This window comes from Lutibacter sp. B1 (assembly GCF_012524075.1).
Taxonomy (GTDB): Bacteria; Bacteroidota; Bacteroidia; order Flavobacteriales; family Flavobacteriaceae; genus Lutibacter.
In genome coordinates this window covers 49,445-68,430 of record NZ_JAAZUI010000013.1, presented here as the reverse complement: position 1 = coordinate 68,430, position 18,986 = coordinate 49,445, and the positions used below count along the sequence as shown (strand labels likewise).

The following is an 18,986-nucleotide window of genomic DNA, read 5'->3' as shown; positions in this document are numbered from 1 at the left end:
TTACAATTTAGAATAACGATAAACTCCTTTTATATTTTGAGCTAAATATTGACCTTTAGAATCCGCATCCATAATTCCTGTGTGATGGTACTCTGGTACATCAAAATATTGATATACTCCTCCATTTAAAAATTCAACTTCTAAAGTTTGCGATTCTGTGTCATACCCTATTGCTGCAATATTCGATGATTGTACTTGTTCTCGTTCCATATTTTTTATTATTTAATTCTTTTAATTTTTGGATTTTGTGACCTCCAAGTTTCTAAAAATTCTTCATAGTTTGGATTCTCTTCCATAATATTTCCCCAACCTCCAGGAACCATTGATTCATTTGTATCAATTTCATCAAATATAATTGGATCTTGACTATCTGGTCTTCTATTCTTTGCAGGAGGCTTAATATTGGTTCGCATAGGTAGTTTCACAGACTCACCTAAAATAATTGCTTCACCAGTTTTTAATATTGGTAGCATACTTGTTAGTCCTTCTAAGTTATCTGATACGGCACTCGTTACATGAGATCTGTCAGAAGAATTCGTTAATCTAAGTGCAAAAAAAGTGCCACATTGGGAAAGTATTGTAGAATCTATCTCGGAAGGTCTTTGACTTACTATCATTGAGCCTATTCCATATTTCCTTCCTTCTTTTACTATTTTTTTTACAATAGACAATGCACTTCCTTCTTGATTCAAATAATTGTGAGCTTCTTCCATTAATAATAAAAGAGGTCTTTCTCTACCTCCTTGAGATAGATTTCGTGCCCAAAATAATCCATCATATATAATCCTAAGTAAAACACCTATAATAGTATTAAGAATTGTACTTGGAACACCTGATAAATCTAAAATAGTTATTGGTTTATCACTACCAATCCAGCTCTTTATTAATTCATCAAGGTCCTTTTCAGTATTTCCATTTTCATCTGGTAAGTATGGTCCTGGTTTAAAAAGAAAATCAAATCTTGGTATTCTTAATTTTGCACCTAAATTATGTAACTGCTGTGATTGATTTAATGTAGGTGTTGGAAGCATATTGATTCTAACACCATTAGCTGTGTTTTGATTGAGTTTCTTGAAAATTGGTGGTGTAGCATTTATTGGGTTTCCAATAATTTGTTGTCCAGCTTCATCCTCTTCATAAGCTAAATTATTTATAGGGTTTCCATCATTATCTCTATAATATCTTCCAACTGATTCTTTATACAAATTATACCAAAGATGATTAAGGCTAAAAGGTATTGGAGTATCCACACTAAGATTATTAGCTGTAGTACCAACTTTAGGATTATTAGTTATACTTTGAATCTTGTCCGATAAAATTCTCTCTAAAACTGTATTTCTATCTCTATCATTACTGAAATTACCAAAACTTATGTTAGATAATTCGTCAAAGTTTAAAGCCCAAAAAGGTATATATAGCTCTTTTTCGTCATTATTTTCATCCGCATTAACCTTAAAAATATTAGCTCGATCTTTTAGAGCTGCTCCATATTCACCATGAATATCAAAAACTAATATTCTTGAAGACGGATATTTTTCCGGATCACTTAGTTTGTTTAAAATACTAGCAACTGTAGTTGATTTACCAGAACCAGTAGTGCCCAATATTGCAGAATGTCTTGTTACTAGTTTATTAACGTCTATTAACGCAGGAATAGATTCTGCTCCTGAGATATTCCCAATATTCACAAAATATGGTTTATCAGGTTGACCATAGATTCTTTTTAAATCTTCTTCAGATACTAAATGAGTTTCATCATTAATTGTTGGATATTGAGTAAGACCTCTCTGAAAGTTTCCGTTTTTTTGTCCTTCTCCAACAAGCTGTATTGTCATCCATCTATTCCCATAAGGTTGATTGTTACTTTGATTTTCTGGAACAGCACTAGCTCCAACTTGCGTTATCAAGCCATATAGATAATTATATCCAATAGGAATCTTAACAAAACTTCCTATTTGACCGATTTTATATCCTTCTCCATTTACATAAGTCAAGCCAATAGGAGAATCATTAGACAATACTACTCTAACAGTAGTTCCAGATACATCTTGAACTGAGCCTAAAAGTGTTGAGTTAGTTTTCATCAAAATTTGTTTGGTTATAACCGATTAATGCTTGGAGAAAATCACCTAATTTTGAATAATCGCCTAAATTCATTTTATAAGTTTTTATATCATTAGCTCCATCGACTGCTTCAGTTTCAATGGTAATACTGTTAGCTAAATTATACTCTTCAATAAATTCATTTAAAACATCCCATTTAGCTCTAACAGTTCCAATAATCGCCTCATCTTTACCCCAAATGGATAAATTACTTCTGCTCTTCGCTAGTTTTATGGCATTTGGATAATTCTCTTTTTTATTACCATCTGGTTCTTGAGTTGTTAAATTTCCGAATAACATTGCAATAACCATTGTATTTGGATTTGCTTTAAGTGCATTTAAAATGGTATCATTTAAATGGTCGTCATTAAATGAATATCCAGTCATAATCATTATTGAATTTGATTGCTTTAGAAATTTAGAAAGCTTATCGATTAATGCTAGATAAGGCATTTTTCTACTTTGATCATATTTCAAATGAGATGGATATATGAGGTGTGAACCATTAATTTCGTCAGTTCGAGTTGTTCTGTATACATCCTTATTTTTCTTTTGAAACCAATTTATTGAACCATGTATTTTCCATAATCTAGTCCAATGATTTGGAATCAAATCATCTTCTACAGCTCTTAAATCAAAGAAAGATTGTCTAGAGCCTACAAAACCATCAAAATAAGGAATTGCTAATTCTTCAAATGCTTGTTCCGCTAATAAATCATAGTTTGTTGTAAAGACTTCAATAGGTACACTTCTATCTAATGAAATCCATTGAGCAAGTTTATGATATGGAGTATCTTCTGTAGGTAGGTCAACATTAAGTTTTGAAACTATTTTTTCACATATGTCTTTCTCTATTTTTTCCAAAGATTCCAAATTAAATCCTCTAACTTCATTACCAGTTGCAACTACTTTCATACTTCTTATAAAACTTAATACATCTTCAATATTTTCTGGATTCTTTTCAGATAGTACAAGTTCCTCAATAAGTTTGTCAAAACTATTTTTGTCCTCTCCATCTTTTGAGCCTAACTCTTCAGCTACAAATTTTGTTAAACCAGCAACATCAGGTATTAATGGCCATTGATCATCTGGGAGCTTTACAGCTAATGGACAGCCTGCTGATATAAAAAAGCCTAAAGGCCTTTTATCTTGAGACAAAGTTTGTCTTAAAAAATTCAAGTGTTTTATAGGATCATGTATCATAACTTTTTCTTTTCAGTAAAATGAAGCCATAGCAATTGGCTAGGCATATAAAATACTAATTAAATATGGAGAGTTTAAATATACAGAATTTTAACAAGTATTATATTACGGAAAACCGTAACAATGAAAACTTTACAATTAAAATCCCATTCCACACACATTACACTACTCTCCTATCGTCGTTTCGTATAATAAGTGTTCCATTAACATCGCAGAAAAAAGCTTTTGATAAGAAATTTTTTGAAGAAACATTATAAATATTACTTCGCTTTTACCAAAGCAAAGTAACATAATGCGGTACATTATAATACAAATATACAGTAATTGCTGTATAGCCGTATTTCAGGCTATTTACGCATAATTGCAGATATAGTGCCTTTAGGTCTATATCGTTAGCAATTATGTTAAAAGCAATTACGGCTTAAGTTCTAGATTCAATTTGTAGCTATAATTTACCATTATGTAAAATTGCCGCTGTCAAACTCTTTATTGTTTTGTAACACAAATGCACAGTTATGTAAAATAGAAATTGAAACTTTAGAACTTCTTAAGGTTTCATTTATCTTTTTTTCTTGATAAAAAAAGAAACAAAAAAATCAAGACTGCATAAAACTTTGGAAACAATTAACGGTTCGTTACGCTATATTTTAGGAAACATTATAACAAACCAAGATTTCTAAAGAAAACACCATAAAACGCAGAAATACCAAGAAAAACAGTTACTAAACCCCTAAAATATGGGCGCTCCACTCATCTATTGTTTTGGCCAAAGTTTTATGAGGTCGATAAAAAAGAAAAGTTGATTAAGCTTTGACTAGAATTTCTAATTTTTCAATCCAATTTTTAAATCTTGGACATTTAGACATAATTAATTCAATTCCGATTTCTTCAGCAATTAGATTACCTTCAGCAACTTTATCATATTTCTCACCTCTCTTATCTAGAATATTAATTAAGCGTTTAGAAGGTGCGAATTCAGGTCTTGTATTTATATCTTCGGGATTATCATATTGATTAATTACAGCACTTAATTCTTCTACAATCCGGTTGTCATCATACATTAACTCAAACCCTTCTTTTGCTGAAAATAATAAGGCTTCAAATTCGTGTTTCTGTATATATGGCAAAAATCTATAATCATTAATACTTTCAAACATTCCAGATTCTAATAGTTCTAACTTATCGTCAATATTTGGTTTTGTAATTAGTTGATTATATTTAGGCACAGAACTTGGTATTCTGAAAAAATCAACAAAGGTTGTAACAATAATATCTTTCTCACTTTTTAAAAAATTATCTACATCATTTTTTAAATGTTGGAAATTAACAAAACCACCCTTATGACCTTTACTTGTAGTGATTTCGACAGCTCGTACATCATAAATTCCTTTTGACACAAAATATGGTAAGAGTGATTTATTAACAAATTCTCTTTCAGTGAATCCTTCAACTACAAAATATAATCTTTTCAAGGCTGGCCTTTTATTACGTTTTTACTCCATAAATCTCCTAAAGTATAGTCTTCTAGCCAATTGGTTAGATTACCTTCATTAAGTCTAGAAAAAACAGATTGATTTTCTTCTCTATCTACAGTAATTATATCTTCTGGTTCAAAATTATCAACAAGAGTAACAGATTGTGTAGATATAATTACTTGAGTTTTAGCAGAAGCCTTTCTGATAAGACCAGCTAATTTTTTTATTGCAACAGGATGAAGTCCTAATTCTGGCTCATCAATTATAATAGTTTTTGGTAGATTAGGTTGCATTAGTAAAGTACATAAAGCAATAAATCTCATTGTTCCATCAGAAAAATGAGTAGCATTAAAATAACTTTCAGGTTGATTTACTTCATTCCACTCTAATTTAATTCTTTCTGGATTTAATCTATCTGGTTGCAAATTAAATCTTTCAAAAAATGGAGCTACAGAATTTATTGTTTTTTCAATCCGTTTAAAACTGTTTGGATGCATTTCCTTTAAAAAATATAGAAACGCTGGTAAATTAGAACCATTTTCACTTAAACTATCATTATCATCAATTTGGCAAGCACTTCTTAAAGGAGCGGAAGAACTGGTATCGTGAAAATGATAAATTTTAAATGATTCAAAATAATAACGTAAATATCTATTTCTATGTGTATTGGAAGTTTTAATTAAACTTTCTTTAATATTTGTTTTATAGAAATAATTATGATTATCATCAACCCAATTTGCTTGATATCCACTTCCTTCTTTTTCTATAAATAAAGAGTCATTTCCTGTTGGTAAACAATTAAAGTAATAACTATTTCTATTATTATCAGTTGGAGAATCTTTAAAAAAAAGTTTTCCATAAATTGAATAAGTATTTTTACGTCCAAAGTGGAAAAGATTATCCACTCCTTGTTGTAAAGAAAAGTTTTGTAGTCTTTGCTCGTATATATTATGTATTAACTTAAAAAATGATATAAAATTAGATTTTCCAACACCATTTGAACCAATAAGTATGTTTAAAGGTTTTAATTCAATTGTTGTATCTCTTATTGACTTATATCCTTTTATTTGTATTTTTTCAATCATTAATTTTAAACTAAAAAATATATTTAAGCAATTTGCTAATTTAAATATTTAGAATTAATAATAGTCCACTTTGAAAAAAAATATCATTTCACACACATTATGCTTCTCTCCTACGTCGTCGCATAAAAAGTGTTCCATTAACTTTAATAGAAGAAGCTTTGGAGAAGAAAACTTTTAAAAGAAAAATCAGCAATTGTCAAGGCGCCATCCGACTCATTCACTAAAAAGGTCTACCAGACCTTTTCTTTGCGCTCTGCCCTGCTTTTACCAAAGCAAAGTACATTATAATACAAATTATATATAAAGTAACCAACCTCTTGTCAACACCAAAAAAAGCTAACTTTTTAGTTTCATTTAAAAATCGCATATTTGATAAAATATACATTTCGTTTATTGTTTTAATCAAAATTTTATGAGGTCGAGTAAAAAACCTAATTTTTAACCCCAAGATGAAATTAAAACTAGCACAAATTAAAAGGTATTTAAAAGAACCTTATCCTTATTACTATGATAGCCAACAAAGGCTTATTTTATTGTTACTATTTATTTCATTTTTAAGTTTCTGTTTCTCTTATTTTTTTCAACCGTTTGTTGTTAATGTAGTAGAACATAAAATTAGCTTAATTTGGATTTTACTAATTCATGCACTTATTCCTTTCCCTATCGCTTATATATATTTTAGTTTAATGAACAGGAATATAAAAGATGATATAACTTGGACACTTGGAAAGGAAATTTTTAATCTATCAATTATTCTTTTAATTATAGGTATTACTGATTTTTTAATTCGTGATTTAATTTACACAAATCCAGATAACTGGTCCTTTCGGTATTTTTGGGAAGAAATTCGTAATACTTTTTTAGTAGGATTTCTTTTATTAATAATTGTATTACCGCTAAATTTAGAAAGACTTATACATAAACACGTTTCTAGTATAAAAAAACTATCTACTAATAACAAGCAAGAGTTTAACAACGCTATAGTTTGCATAAAAAATTTAGTATCAAATGAGAGTTTTGAGTTGAAAATTAAAGATTTTCTTTTTGCAAAGGTTGAAAGCAACTATATAGAAGTATTCACTTTCTCATCTGACAGAAATAATAAAATATTAATTCGTATGACACTTAAAGAATTGGAAGAACAATTAAGGTGTTTTTCGTGTATCTACAAAACACATCGTTCCTATTTGGTAAATTTAAATGCAATTAAGTCAATTTCAGGAAATGCTCAAGGCTACCAACTATTATTAAAAAACTGTTCAACTATAATTCCTGTCTCACGCTCAAATATTGAGGATTTTAAAGCTAAATATTCTAAAATTTAATAACATGCTCTTTGCATTTCGTCACTTCTATTTGCCATTTATCACAAAATAATAATCGCATATTAATTTGTTTTTAAGTTTACACACTAAACAAAAAAACAAATATGCATGACAGAAAAAGGACGAAGGTATGATTTAGATTGGTTACGAGTAATTTCTATACTGGCTGTATATATACATCATATTTTAATGCCATTTAATGGAGATAAATTTCATATAATGAATTCTGAATCTAGTAAAGTACTCGATGATATAATGGTGTTTTTTGAGCAATTTAGATTACCTCTATTATTTTTAATTTCTGGGGCAGGAACTATGTTTGCTTTTTCAAAAAGAACTTGGTTTCAGTTTTTGAAAGAACGAAGTTCACGTTTAATAATACCGCTTTTTTTTGGTGTTCTTTTTATTGTTCCTCCACAAACATATTATGAGCATATAAATAATTATAATTCTTATATAGATGTTTATAGAAATGGTTCTTTTGAAGTAAACCACTTATGGTTTATTGAAAATTTATTTATTATGTCTATTTTAGTAATTCCGTTAATTTTAGTATTAAGATCTCCTAAATCTGATACAATAATTACCCTACTTGAAACTATTACTTCTAAAAAATATGGAATCTTATTATGGGTAATTCCTTTAATTGTAATAATAATTTTCTTAAAAAAAATATACCAAAGTGATTCAAAAGATATAACAAACCTCTCTTCTACTTTTTATTACGGTTATTTTTTTGTTTCTGGTATGCTATTTACTTCGTCAAAGTATATTTGGGATCATCTAAAATCGCATCGAAAATTTAATTTTATAGCTTTCTTAATAAGTGCTATACTATTTTATGTTTATTATCTTTTACCAAGTGAATTTATTTCACCATATCTTTCTATAAGTAGCAGATGGAATGTTTGGTATGCAGTTTGTGCACTAGTTAGTTGGACGCTTGTAACAACAATACTCGGGTATTCGCAGATTTGGTTTAATAAAAAAAGTACGCTACTTAAAAAATGTAATGAAGCAATATATCCTTTTTATATATTACATCAAACAGTCATTATTATATTGGGTTATTATATCATTCAATTAAATGTGAGTATTCTGTTAAAAATAGTATTATTAGTTTTTATATCCTTTCCACTAATTATAATTATTTATAGATTATTGATTTATCCGTTTAAAATACCAAGAATATTATTCGGAATGAAAAAGAAAGATAACTTATGATAAATAACTGGAGCTACTATTGCTTTTTTTAGATTTTTATTATGCCAAATGGGTTTATAGTGACTAAGTTCTCTAAAGCCATATTCTCCATGGTTCAGGTATTAAATTCAACAAAAAAAACGGAGCAATTTTAAATAGATATTTTATTTTATTAAGAAAAAGAATGGAACAAGAGTCTCATAAATTTAGACATGAAATTATAAAAAATACGATTATAAATTTATTGTATGAAATTGAGAACATATACCTCAGTAAAAAAATCTATGATAGTTCTTCTTATGGAAAAGAGTATTCTAAATCAAATAAAGAGCTTATAAAGTCTGAATTTTTAAGATTGATTAAAAAAGATTATCGACAAAACAGACAGGTTTCATTTTATGCTACCACTCTAAATATTTCCGTAAGGTATTTAGGTAGAATTATTAAAGATACTAGTGGTAGCACACCAAAAGAATTAATTGATGAATTAGTAGTTTCTGAAGCTAAGGTACTTTTGACTATGAGAAAATACAACATAACCGAAGTGGCTTATGCTTTAAATTTCTCAAGTATGGCAGATTTTAGCAGATTTTTTAAAAAGAAAACAGGTGTGAGTCCTAGCCATTTCATGAAATTATAATATTCAATTATATACTAAGTCAATATTTGTTTTTAAAATGATGCTCATAAATGTTTTACATTTTTTTATATGGAATTTTAAATTCTGCAATTCAAAAAATAAAAAAACCAACCCAAAGTTTAGTATTGAGATGGTTTTTTAAAAAGGATTAATTGTTGAATAATATTATTGTATACTTATTCCACCATCAATAATTTGTTCTGTTCCTGTCATATATGATGATTCGTCAGAAGCCATAAACACAACTAAATTACTAACTTCTTTAGGATCTGCTAATCTTTTTAGTGGTATAAAACTGGTTGCTTCACCACCTTCTTCGTCTGTTGCTTCAGCCATCATTGGTGTTTTAATAAAACCTGGATGAACAGAATTTACACGAATATTTTTTGCAGCATATTCTACAGCAACAGCTTTTGTCATTCCTCGTACAGCAAATTTACTGCTCATATAAGCTAAATTCGGGTATCCATAAACGGCTACTATACCTGCTATTGAAGATACATTTATTATAGATCCAACACCTGCTTTAAGCATAGATGGCAAAGTGTATTTCATACCATAAAAAACAGCATGTTGATTAATTTCACATATTTTTAAATAGATATCTTCATTTAATTCTGCAAGATCTTTTTGAGGTCCTAAAATACCTACATTATTAACCAATACATTAATGGGGCCAAATGCTTTTTCACCTTCTGAAACTACTTTTTTCCAATCTTCAATTAGGGTAACATCAAGTTTAATAAATAGTGCGTTTTCACCTAATTCATCTGCAATTTTAGAACCTAAATCTTCCTTTATATCAGTCATTATAACTTTTGCACCTTCTGCAACAAACATACGTGCATGGGCTTCACCCATACCTTGAGCTGCACCTGTAATGATTGCAACTTTATTTTTTAATCTATTCATAATTTTATATAATTTATTTAAAAAACAAATTACAATAATTATGTAACTATAAACTTATCTAAAAGTTGAAAATTGTTATCTATTTCTTTACTATTATAGTATGTTTAATTTTGAATTGATTTTTTATGATATGTTGAAGGCGATACACTTGTTTGATTTTTAAAATATTTACTAAAAGAAGAAACTCCACTAAATCCATACTTTAGCGCAATTTCACTAATATTAATATTTGAACAAGAAAGAACTTGCTTTACTTCTGATAATAATTTGGCATTTATAATTGATAAAGGAGTTTTTCCTGTATGTTTTTTTATGATCTTATGCAGATAATTAACGCTAATGTTTAATTCAGAAGCATAAAATCTTATGTTTCTATTAGAATAATAGTGTTTTTCAACTAAATTTTTAAAATCATTTGTTAGTAAAAATGATCTGCAATCCTTTTTTTTAAAATCTTTGGGTAAATATTTTTTAAGTATTTCATTAGTTTCATACACTAATGCTGAAGTTAGATTTCTAGCAATATATTCCCAGCTTCCACTTGGAGTTTCGCTAAGTAAATCAAATATTTTTTTTGATACTTTTTTTAGTTTTTTATAATCGGATGTATCTAATTCTATATGAGAATCAAACTGATAGCTTAAAAAAGAATGATTTGTAACAGAAAATATATTTTCATTTAAATAATCTAAAAATTGCTTCGTAAATAGTATAAAAGCACCTTTAGTTTTAGGATGAATTTGTGATATTTGAATTATTTGTTCAGGACGATAAATCATAAACGAACGATTATTAATAATATGGGTGTTGTCGTCTATTTCTATTTTTATAAATCCTTTATCTAAAAGACCAAATGAAAAATAATTTGGTTTAAAAAAATCGGGTTCAAATGTACTTGGTATATCTGTTAAATAAAAAAAATCATTAGATTTTCCCCACTCTAATTTTCGAAAATTAAGCACATCTCTTATAGAATAATTTAATTTCATTTAATTGTTTTTTTTTGATTGTAAGTTATATATTTTTTAAAATAAGTTTCTTGTTTTAAAATAATTATTACATTTATACAAATTAGTTCGTACGTACGAATTATAAATATAAGTATAATTTAAAGAAGAAAAAAATGGACAAATCACTATCATCAAAAATTCAAATCTGGGCTGCGTGGTGTGGTCCTGCATTCGTAGTGTTGTATGGCTTAGCTTGGGTAGTTTTAGGACATAACTATCCGCCACCCAATCCTAGTTTTACTGCTCAAGAACTTGTCGATAATTACTATCTAAAATACCAAGATAGTATCTTGCTTGGGCAATCGCTTTCTACTGCATTTGGAATTCTGTATCTGGTATGGGCGGTTCAGGTAACTGTTCAAATGTGGCGTCGTGAACCCGTACCAATCCTTTCACTCATCCAGCTTTGCGGAGGTTTGCTAACCGGTTGGGTGCTGATGTTTGTACCTGCTATGTGGGCGTGGTGTGCTGAAAATGCAGCTATTGCACCTGCTGAAACCATCAAAATGGTTCACTTCATTGGTTGGTATTTCTTTGATATGACTTATTGGATTACTACAATAGAGGTTTTGGCAATCTTTATTTTGGTTATGAAAGATAAAACAAAACCTGGATTTGTACCTAAGTGGGTGGCGGCAATCGCATTGTTCTCAGGATTATCATTCCTTCCACTTACCTTTTTGCCATATTTCAAGACAGGCCCATTGGCATTAAATGGCTATTGGTCATTCCATGTTGCCTTTATCAGCTATGGTCTGTTCACATTTCTTTTTGGACCTTATATGGTTAAGGATATCAAGCGGGTACGTGTAGCTGCTACTCCGGGAGTTGCACAAGCGATTAGTCGTAAGCAAGGAGGTCAGAGATGATGAACCCTAGTAACTTATTAATATTTAAGTCGCTCTCAGGACACTCTCCTGATAAGACTAAAAGAAAAAATGATGATGTAGCTTTAAACCCCGCCGACCTAACAGCCAAAAGCTGGAAGGTTGGCGATGCGGTTATCTTAACAGCAGTAGCGCATGCTACCGGGAGTTTGGTAGCAGATGATTCTGTGCCATCCGGTAGTATCAGCTTCGGTCCTCTATTACAGGCAAGCTGCGGTGTACAAGAGGGAGAGGTCGTGGAACTCAAACTCGCTGAGGTTACTTCGGCTAAACGCATTGTTTTCACTATTGCTGGACGTGTTCAGCCAACTGGAAATAATCGGAGAAATGGCAATCACTCAATCCTTAAGCCATTATCGCGCATCAGCGAAATTGCGAATCAACTTGGTATTAATAATGGTGACAAGACAGAATTTTCTCATTTAATAAAATCTTTGGCTATTAACCGAGTTTTTGTTGTTGGTAGCTTACTTGATTACGAAGGTACTCGCCTTCGTGTGATTGAAACGGATTCTGAAGGTGTTGTTTTGATAACTCAAGACACGAAGGTTGATATAATAGATAGAATGGAGCGCAGGGCTTCATACCAAGATGTAGGAGGTCTTTCAAATGAATTGGCACGTATCCGTGAGATGGTCGAACTTCCACTCAAAAATCCGGAGCTATTTGAGCAACTCGGTGTTGATGCACCGCGCGGTTTGTTGCTTTATGGACCTCCCGGGTGTGGTAAAACGTTGATAGCTCGTACGGTTGCACAACAAACGGATGCTTTTTTCCTCTTGGTTAACGCTCCTGAGATTATCCAAAAACATTATGGAGAATCCGAGGAAATGCTACGTAATGTATTTGAAGAGGCACAGGAACATGAAACAGCTATCTTATTTATCGATGAAATTGACACTATTGCTCCAAACCGAGAAACTGTGCTCGGTGAAGTTGAAAAGCGAGTGGTAGGGCAATTGCTCGCTCTAATGGATGGAGTGTCTTCACGCGGTAAAATAGTGGTAATGGCAGCAACTAATCTTCCAAACAATGTTGATCCGGCTTTGCGCCGTCCGGGTCGTTTCGACCGTGAGATAGCTATTACACCACCTAACAAGGCTGGGCGTTTAGAAATACTCAAAATACATTCTCGCTTTATGCCCTTGGCAGCCAATGCTGACCTTGAACGCATAGCAGCGATAACCCATGGTTTCTTTGGAGCAGATCTTGCTGCACTGTGTCGTGAAGCCGGTATGATATGTGTCCGTGATCGATCGATAACGGAAGCAGATGCATCATTATTCGTACGTATGGAACATTTCCAAGAGGCTTTAGCTAATTTCCATCTGTCTTCTATGCGCGAAATGGCTACAGATGTTCCTGAAACACATTGGGAAGATATTGGTGGTCTTACTGAGCAGAAACGTCTTCTAAAACAATCAATCGAATGGCCATTAATCTATGGCGATCGTTTTCACCAAGCTGGTGCACACATACCTAGTGGCATCTTATTGACCGGAGACTCCGGAACTGGAAAGACTTTGCTGGGACAAGCCGTAGGTACAACAACAGAAGTGAATTTTATTGTAGCAAGAGGTCCAGAACTGCTTTCCAAATGGGTGGGTGAATCTGAACGAGGTATTCGTGAAGTGTTTAGACGTGCTCGTCAGTCTGCCCCGTCTATTATCTTTTTCGACGAAATTGATACTATCGTGCCTACACGTGGTCAAAGCACTGGAGACGGGCAAATCAGTGACCGAATGGTCGGTCAATTTTTGCTAGAGTTCGATGCAATTAGTAATGGCGAAGCGGGTGTGGTGGTTTTAGCCGCAACAAACCGTCCTGATTTAATAGATCCTGCACTTCTAAGACCAGGTCGTTTCGACTTGGTTCTTGATTTACCGGCACCTGATCGTGAGTCTCGTCTATCAATTTTGCAGGTACATTGCCAGCAGGTTCCACTTGGGACTGATGTAGATCTTCCTACTTTGGCGGATGCCAGCGAAGGGCTTAATGGGGCACATTTAGCAGCGATGTGCCAGCAGGCAAAGATGCATGCAATTGCAGATTCGGTTGAAGCACAGCCAAACACACAAGCAAAAGTACAATTTCAGGTTAAAGGTGTTCACTTTGAAAAAGCACTAAGTAACATTATGAAAAAAATATATCCTGTACATCAGGCAACATAAGCAAGAGGAAACCCACATGAATATTATTAATGAAATAAACGAGAACATAAACATCATCTACTTCTTTATGGTTCTCATTATGCAAACTGTGATGGGCATATCCGGTGCATATATTGCAGAAAAAAAGCGCAAGTTGAAAAATGTAAAACAGACTAAGATAAAAATCATCGCCGGATGTGTTGGAGGAATTTTATTGGGACAATTGGTTGGCTTGGTTGTTGGTGAAAGCAACTCGTTCTTTGCGCTCTTAGGTGATGCTGGTGGCGGTATGATTGGTGGTGCTGTAGCAATAATCATCTACAGCCGAATACGTAAACAACCTAAAAAATGGTGACAAGTTGTAAATGGAATTTACTCTCCCACTCGTCTCCCTGTTTGTTTTCTCTTTTGAGCAATTAGCTGAACTCTTGTTGCTTTGATAAGGTTGAAACCTATATAATAACTTTAGATATTGGGAAAGATTATATATGCTTGAAGAATAATCAATTGAAATTATTTTAATACCTCGTTAATTTGTTCTGAGTATTATTTAAAGAATTACATATTATTGAATTACAGATTCAATAATATGTATCCCTTCTAAAATTTCATTATCGTCATTATCCAAAATATAATGCATAGCAATCCCAAAAATAGATCCAATCATAACTCTAATTAATAAATTAGGAGAAGATGCTTGTATGTTTTTATTTTCAATATAATCATTTTCAATATATTGCTCAATCTTCCCATATACTTCTTTTAAAAATTCTTTTAGAGATTTACTAAAAGATTCAGACCACATTGCCATACTAAAGAAGTCTACTATTAATCGGTATATTTCGGTATTTTTAGTAACTAATTCATTACAATATGCAATTAAAAAAGCCATTCTGTCTTGAGTAGTATCTATTTGTTGTAATTTGATTTCAATATTTTGTACAACTTTTTCTTTTAAAGAATTAAGTACTGCATCAAACAAACCTTCTTTATTTTTATAGTAATAATTAATTTGACTAAGAGCTACATTTGCTTCTTTGGCAATATCTCGCATAGAAACATTTGCATACCCTCTAGTTAAAATGCAAGTATATGCTGCGTTTAATATTTTTTCTGAAGTTCCAATTTCTCCTTCAACCATGATAATGTATTATTTTTTGGTTATATATTAATGATTATTAGAATAAAACGTTATTATAATTTTAATAAGTTATTTCCCTTATTTTTTTAGAATAATATAGCAAGATAGACATTTTAGAACATTTAAAATATTAAAAAGACACAATAAAATATACTAACTAATACTTCTAAAACAATTTTCTGTCAGATTGACATTTATTTTAGCATAAATAGGTCAATTTATTAGAAAATAAGGTAAAAAAATACCTCTTTGCATTTTGGCATTTCATTTGTTTAGTTAGTATCGAAGTCGATTAAGATTTCAAATTTGATTTAATGTTTAATTTAAAATTTTGTTATTATGAGCAATTTAGTTAATGTTCCTAAAAACGGAGGTTTAGCAAACACTAATTCAAACAGAAACTTCCCAACTTGGTCTAATTGGTTAGATGATATCTTTAACAGAGATCTACCATCAGTACTTACTTCAAATTTTAATACAGGTATTACACTACCAAAAGTAAACATCAAGGAAACGGCAGATGCTTTTGTAGTAGAGATGGCTGTTCCCGGATTAAAGAAATCGGATTTCCATATTGACCTTGACAATCAAGTGCTATCAATCTCTGCAGAGATAAAGGATGAAAATGAACAAAAAGAAGAAAACTATATACGTAGAGAGTTCGGTTATTCTTCGTTCAAAAGAATTTTTACATTACCTGAAAGCGTAAATAATGATAAGATAGATGCAAGTTACAAAGAAGGTATTTTAAGTATTCTTTTGCCAAAAAAAGAAGAGGCTAAACAAAAACCTGCTAGAACTATCAAAATTTCTTAATTGTTCCTGATTATTATAGTTGGAGGCTGCTAAGCCGGCCTCCTCCTTTATAATTAATTTTAAATTCTATTAATTAATGTGAATTGTATAACTAAAAATAAAAGCAATGAAAAAATATATTTCACTTTTAATGATAGCTTTATTGAGTATTAGTTGTAACGGTCAAAACAATGAAGCCAATAAAGAAAAACCTAAAGAAAAAACAGTTGAACAACCTAAAGGAACTTGGAGAGTTAATAAAGAATTTGATGAAAATGGCAATTTAATTAAATATGATAGTATTTATTCTTGGTCTTCTGATGGAAAATATGATGATTTAACATTGTTAGATAAGGATAGCTTATTGCAATCATTCAAATCAAAATTTTTTAGTGATTTTTCATATCTTAAAAATCAAGGGTTTGATGATGTTTTTGCTCAAGATTCACTTTTTAGTAAAAACTTTTTTAATGATGATTTTTTTAATAGCAATTTTGGTAAAGACTTTATGGATATAGATAAAATAAGAGAACGAATGGTTGAAAGACAGAAGAAGTTTTTGGAAAAATATCAATCTGAATTTAAAAAGTCAGAAGAGGAAAATAAAAAATAAAAGGGGAAATAATCCCCTTCTAATTAGCATGTTTAATTCATAATTAAAATCTTGAAAATAATTTGAAAAATGAAATAATTTGAATTATTTTTCAAGAATGAAAAAACTTTTATTTCTACTTATTTTTTTAAGTACATATACTCAATTTACATCTGCACAAAATACAGCGCAAATTTCAAAAGAGAATAAAAAACCTAAAGTTGCTTTAGTTTTAAGCGGTGGTGGTGCAAAAGGTTTGGCACATATCCCTTTACTCCAAAAACTCGATTCCTTAGGTATTGTTCCCGATTTGTTAGTTGGTAACAGTATGGGTAGTATTGTAGGCGGATTATATTCCATGGGATATTCCGGTGATAGCATTGCAAATATTGCCAAAAATGCCAATTGGGACAAACTGATAGGTGGAGGTGTTTCGTTAAGAAATGTAAGTGTTGAAGAAAAAAGCGAATTCAATAGGTATCTAGTTGGGATGGATATAGTTGAAGGTAAAATTAAACCTACTTCCTTCATTTTGAATGATCAAAATCTTAGAGCTTTTCTCTCTAACTTAACTTATGCTGCCTATAATATATCTGATTTTGACAACCTTTCTATTCCTTTTCGTGCCATAGCAACTGATATTGTAAATGGTACAGAGGTTATTTTAGATCATGGGAACTTGGCTTTTGCCATGAGAGCCAGTATGTCTATACCCGGTGCTTTTTCACCTGTTTCTTATGAAAAAACGCTTTTAATAGATGGTGGTGTTCTTAATAATTTCCCCGTTGATGTAGCCAAAAATTTAGGAGCAGATATTATTATTGGCAGTGATGTTGGTGGTGGTATGGAACCCAAAGAAAAATTGGACAATATTGGTACTCTACTTTTTCAAACAGGAATGTTGCATAGCAATCTTAAAAACCCTGAAAATAAAGCTTTATGCAATATATTGATTGATCATACACCGCATCTAACCTACTCTACCGGCGATTTTGATAATGGTGTAGCTATTTACGAAGAAGGAAAAATAGCAACTGCTGAAAACATGAGTGCATTAATAGATTTATCGGAGAAACTCAAAGAATTTAAGCAACATACGCATAAACTTCCTGATGTAAATGATGAAATTATTTTAGACACCATTGTATATAATAATATCAGTAAAAGTAATTTGGCAATGGTAAAGGCAAGAACTAATATTCAGCCTCGTAAAAAGTATACTAGAGAAGATTTATTTGAAGGTATTAACAGAGCAATGGGAACCACCATTTTTAGCCATATTACTTTTAACCCTTATACTGATGGCGATAAAAAAGGATTACAATTGAATGGATTTGAAAAATCAAAACATCATGTTAATGGATCGTTGCATTATGATAGCTACCATGGTGTAGGGTTGATTGTAAATTATGTAGGTAGAAATGTTATAGGAAGAGCTTCCCGATCTCTTGTAACTTTAGATATTGCAGAAGAACCTAGATTGAGAATTCAATATCAGAAAAATTTTGGTTCAGACAGAAATTGGTGGTGGCGGTCAGAAATATATGGACATCAATTAGAACAAGATATTTTTATCCAAGGAGAAAATGTTGATAACATGAAGTATAGATACTTTGACTTCAACAATCAAATAAACAGAAATTTAAATTCTTTAAAAAGCTATGTAGGTATTGGATTACAATATCAAAATACTCATTTAAAACCAAAAGTAAATCCTAAATATAATAACAATGTATTTGAACTTAATAAATACGATTTAAATACGATTGAAATAAATGCACAATACATTCATAACAGTTTTAATAAAGTGTTTTTTGCTACCAATGGAACTTTTTTAAAGGGATATTTAAGTAGATCAATTAAAAGTGATGTTGATGTGGAATTTTATAATTCAACCATTCCTAATATAAGCGGCTCTACTAATGATTACAGTAAATTAAGTTTGGATTATGAAAAAAGGTTTCAATTAAAAAATAAAATTACAGCTATTATTGGTGCTACAAGCGGTTTTATATTTCAGGATAATATCAAAAGCAATGATATTTCTTTTGAAGATTATGGAATTGGTGCAAAATATTTTTTAGGAGGCGTTTCTATTGATCCAAGGAATGATAACTATATATTCCCAGGATTGAATGAAGGTGAATTGTTTACAAGCCAATTTATGAAACTGAATTTGGGTGTACAATTAAATCCTATAAATAAAATATATGTTACGCCACATTTTCATATAGCTTCGGTTGGTTTTGGTGATTTTGACGATTATATAGAAGATGCTTTTTCAGCAGATGGAAAGTGGGAAGATGCTGTTGAAGCCAGTTTGCTTTTATCTTCCGGCGCAACGTTTTCATATGATTCTATGTTGGGACCGGTTAATTTTGATGTATCGTGGGTTAATAGCACGAATAAAGTTCGATTTTTTATTGGTATAGGATTCAACCTAAGCAGAACAAATTGATAAATAG

17 protein-coding genes are annotated in these 18,986 nt (G+C 30.9%); 9 read left to right on the top strand and 8 right to left on the bottom strand.

Translation table 11 applies throughout. The features are described 5' to 3' along the window. The 5 genes from HGB55_RS09175 to HGB55_RS09155 all read right to left on the bottom strand — a co-directional run bounded on the left by HGB55_RS09175 (position 1) and on the right by HGB55_RS09155 (position 5,866). Positions 1 to 210 carry a KTSC domain-containing protein gene (locus HGB55_RS09175; RefSeq protein WP_168816596.1) on the bottom strand — a complete coding sequence of 70 codons (210 nt, stop codon included), beginning with the start codon at positions 208 to 210 and terminating at the stop codon, positions 1 to 3. Between the two features lie 8 nt (positions 211 to 218). Next, on the bottom strand, positions 219 to 2,084 hold the full coding sequence (locus HGB55_RS09170) for an ATP-binding protein (protein WP_168816595.1): 1,866 nt from the start codon (positions 2,082 to 2,084) through the stop codon (positions 219 to 221). Continuing rightward, complete coding sequence (locus HGB55_RS09165; protein ID WP_168816594.1) at positions 2,074 to 3,306, bottom strand: SIR2 family protein; 1,233 nt, start codon at positions 3,304 to 3,306, stop codon at positions 2,074 to 2,076. The genes HGB55_RS09170 and HGB55_RS09165 overlap by 11 nt, the downstream gene beginning before the upstream one ends. 803 nt (positions 3,307 to 4,109) lie before the next feature. Beyond that, positions 4,110 to 4,778, bottom strand: a complete 669-nt coding sequence (locus tag HGB55_RS09160) for a DUF4276 family protein (protein ID WP_168816593.1) — start codon at positions 4,776 to 4,778, stop codon at positions 4,110 to 4,112. Next, positions 4,775 to 5,866, bottom strand: coding sequence for an AAA family ATPase (locus HGB55_RS09155; RefSeq protein ID WP_168816592.1), 1,092 nt, complete (start codon positions 5,864 to 5,866; stop codon positions 4,775 to 4,777). The genes HGB55_RS09160 and HGB55_RS09155 overlap by 4 nt, the downstream gene beginning before the upstream one ends. Positions 5,867 to 6,315: 449 nt before the next feature. Here HGB55_RS09155 and HGB55_RS09150 point away from each other — a divergent pair, with 449 nt between their 5' ends. The 3 genes from HGB55_RS09150 (at position 6,316) to HGB55_RS09140 (ending at position 9,034) form a co-directional block, all read left to right on the top strand. Beyond that, positions 6,316 to 7,191, top strand: coding sequence for a LytTR family DNA-binding domain-containing protein (locus HGB55_RS09150; RefSeq protein ID WP_168816591.1), 876 nt, complete (start codon positions 6,316 to 6,318; stop codon positions 7,189 to 7,191). 108 nt (positions 7,192 to 7,299) lie between these two features. Continuing rightward, entirely contained in the window at positions 7,300 to 8,415 is a 1,116-nt protein-coding gene (locus tag HGB55_RS09145) for an acyltransferase (RefSeq protein ID WP_168816590.1), read from the top strand. Between the two features lie 163 nt (positions 8,416 to 8,578). Continuing rightward, the gene (locus HGB55_RS09140; RefSeq protein ID WP_168816589.1) at positions 8,579 to 9,034 is read left to right on the top strand and encodes an AraC family transcriptional regulator; all 456 of its coding nucleotides are present in this window, start codon (positions 8,579 to 8,581) and stop codon (positions 9,032 to 9,034) included. A gap of 165 nt (positions 9,035 to 9,199) precedes the next feature. On the opposite strand, the gene HGB55_RS09135 is transcribed toward HGB55_RS09140, so the two are convergent. Together HGB55_RS09135 and HGB55_RS09130 are read right to left on the bottom strand one after the other, a co-directional pair. Beyond that, complete coding sequence (locus HGB55_RS09135) at positions 9,200 to 9,946, bottom strand: glucose 1-dehydrogenase (protein WP_168816588.1); 747 nt, start codon at positions 9,944 to 9,946, stop codon at positions 9,200 to 9,202. Positions 9,947 to 10,050: 104 nt separating this feature from the next. Beyond that, the gene (locus HGB55_RS09130; RefSeq protein ID WP_168816587.1) at positions 10,051 to 10,935 is read right to left on the bottom strand and encodes an AraC family transcriptional regulator; all 885 of its coding nucleotides are present in this window, start codon (positions 10,933 to 10,935) and stop codon (positions 10,051 to 10,053) included. Positions 10,936 to 11,069: 134 nt separating this feature from the next. On the opposite strand from HGB55_RS09130, the gene HGB55_RS09125 reads away from it, so the two are divergent. The 3 genes from HGB55_RS09125 to HGB55_RS09115 are packed head-to-tail and all read left to right on the top strand — an operon-like array spanning position 11,070 to position 14,348. Next, on the top strand, positions 11,070 to 11,825 hold the full coding sequence (locus tag HGB55_RS09125; protein ID WP_168816586.1) for a hypothetical protein: 756 nt from the start codon (positions 11,070 to 11,072) through the stop codon (positions 11,823 to 11,825). Further along, positions 11,822 to 14,014: an AAA family ATPase gene (locus HGB55_RS09120; protein WP_211047372.1), complete on the top strand. Its 2,193-nt coding sequence runs from the start codon at positions 11,822 to 11,824 to the stop codon at positions 14,012 to 14,014. The genes HGB55_RS09125 and HGB55_RS09120 overlap by 4 nt, the downstream gene beginning before the upstream one ends. 16 nt (positions 14,015 to 14,030) lie before the next feature. Then, on the top strand, positions 14,031 to 14,348 hold the full coding sequence (locus HGB55_RS09115; RefSeq protein WP_168816585.1) for a hypothetical protein: 318 nt from the start codon (positions 14,031 to 14,033) through the stop codon (positions 14,346 to 14,348). Positions 14,349 to 14,558: 210 nt separating this feature from the next. Here HGB55_RS09115 and HGB55_RS09110 read toward each other — a convergent pair whose 3' ends face one another. Continuing rightward, on the bottom strand, positions 14,559 to 15,134 hold the full coding sequence (locus tag HGB55_RS09110; RefSeq protein WP_168816584.1) for a TetR/AcrR family transcriptional regulator: 576 nt from the start codon (positions 15,132 to 15,134) through the stop codon (positions 14,559 to 14,561). Between the two features lie 339 nt (positions 15,135 to 15,473). On the opposite strand from HGB55_RS09110, the gene HGB55_RS09105 reads away from it, so the two are divergent. From HGB55_RS09105 to HGB55_RS09095, 3 genes are all read left to right on the top strand, one after another. Next, a complete protein-coding gene (locus HGB55_RS09105) occupies positions 15,474 to 15,950 on the top strand; it encodes an Hsp20/alpha crystallin family protein (RefSeq protein ID WP_168816583.1) in 477 nt (158 codons plus the stop codon). A gap of 106 nt (positions 15,951 to 16,056) precedes the next feature. Beyond that, positions 16,057 to 16,542 (top strand): hypothetical protein, encoded by a 486-nt coding sequence (locus tag HGB55_RS09100; RefSeq protein WP_168816582.1) that lies wholly within the window; start codon positions 16,057 to 16,059, stop codon positions 16,540 to 16,542. Between the two features lie 97 nt (positions 16,543 to 16,639). Next, positions 16,640 to 18,979, top strand: coding sequence for a patatin-like phospholipase family protein (locus HGB55_RS09095; RefSeq protein ID WP_168816581.1), 2,340 nt, complete (start codon positions 16,640 to 16,642; stop codon positions 18,977 to 18,979). The last annotated feature ends 7 nt before the right edge of the window (positions 18,980 to 18,986 follow it).

Coding starts and splice junctions, on each gene's coding strand:
- HGB55_RS09175 (WP_168816596.1), bottom strand. CDS start 210: ATGGAACGAGAACAAGTACAATCATCGAATATTGCAGCAATAGGGTAT.
- HGB55_RS09170 (WP_168816595.1), bottom strand. CDS start 2,084: ATGAAAACTAACTCAACACTTTTAGGCTCAGTTCAAGATGTATCTGGA.
- HGB55_RS09165 (WP_168816594.1), bottom strand. CDS start 3,306: ATGATACATGATCCTATAAAACACTTGAATTTTTTAAGACAAACTTTG.
- HGB55_RS09155 (WP_168816592.1), bottom strand. CDS start 5,866: ATGATTGAAAAAATACAAATAAAAGGATATAAGTCAATAAGAGATACA.
- HGB55_RS09150 (WP_168816591.1), top strand. CDS start 6,316: ATGAAATTAAAACTAGCACAAATTAAAAGGTATTTAAAAGAACCTTAT.
- HGB55_RS09145 (WP_168816590.1), top strand. CDS start 7,300: ATGACAGAAAAAGGACGAAGGTATGATTTAGATTGGTTACGAGTAATT.
- HGB55_RS09140 (WP_168816589.1), top strand. CDS start 8,579: ATGGAACAAGAGTCTCATAAATTTAGACATGAAATTATAAAAAATACG.
- HGB55_RS09135 (WP_168816588.1), bottom strand. CDS start 9,946: ATGAATAGATTAAAAAATAAAGTTGCAATCATTACAGGTGCAGCTCAA.
- HGB55_RS09130 (WP_168816587.1), bottom strand. CDS start 10,935: ATGAAATTAAATTATTCTATAAGAGATGTGCTTAATTTTCGAAAATTA.
- HGB55_RS09125 (WP_168816586.1), top strand. CDS start 11,070: ATGGACAAATCACTATCATCAAAAATTCAAATCTGGGCTGCGTGGTGT.
- HGB55_RS09120 (WP_211047372.1), top strand. CDS start 11,822: ATGATGAACCCTAGTAACTTATTAATATTTAAGTCGCTCTCAGGACAC.
- HGB55_RS09115 (WP_168816585.1), top strand. CDS start 14,031: ATGAATATTATTAATGAAATAAACGAGAACATAAACATCATCTACTTC.
- HGB55_RS09110 (WP_168816584.1), bottom strand. CDS start 15,134: ATGGTTGAAGGAGAAATTGGAACTTCAGAAAAAATATTAAACGCAGCA.
- HGB55_RS09105 (WP_168816583.1), top strand. CDS start 15,474: ATGAGCAATTTAGTTAATGTTCCTAAAAACGGAGGTTTAGCAAACACT.
- HGB55_RS09100 (WP_168816582.1), top strand. CDS start 16,057: ATGAAAAAATATATTTCACTTTTAATGATAGCTTTATTGAGTATTAGT.
- HGB55_RS09095 (WP_168816581.1), top strand. CDS start 16,640: ATGAAAAAACTTTTATTTCTACTTATTTTTTTAAGTACATATACTCAA.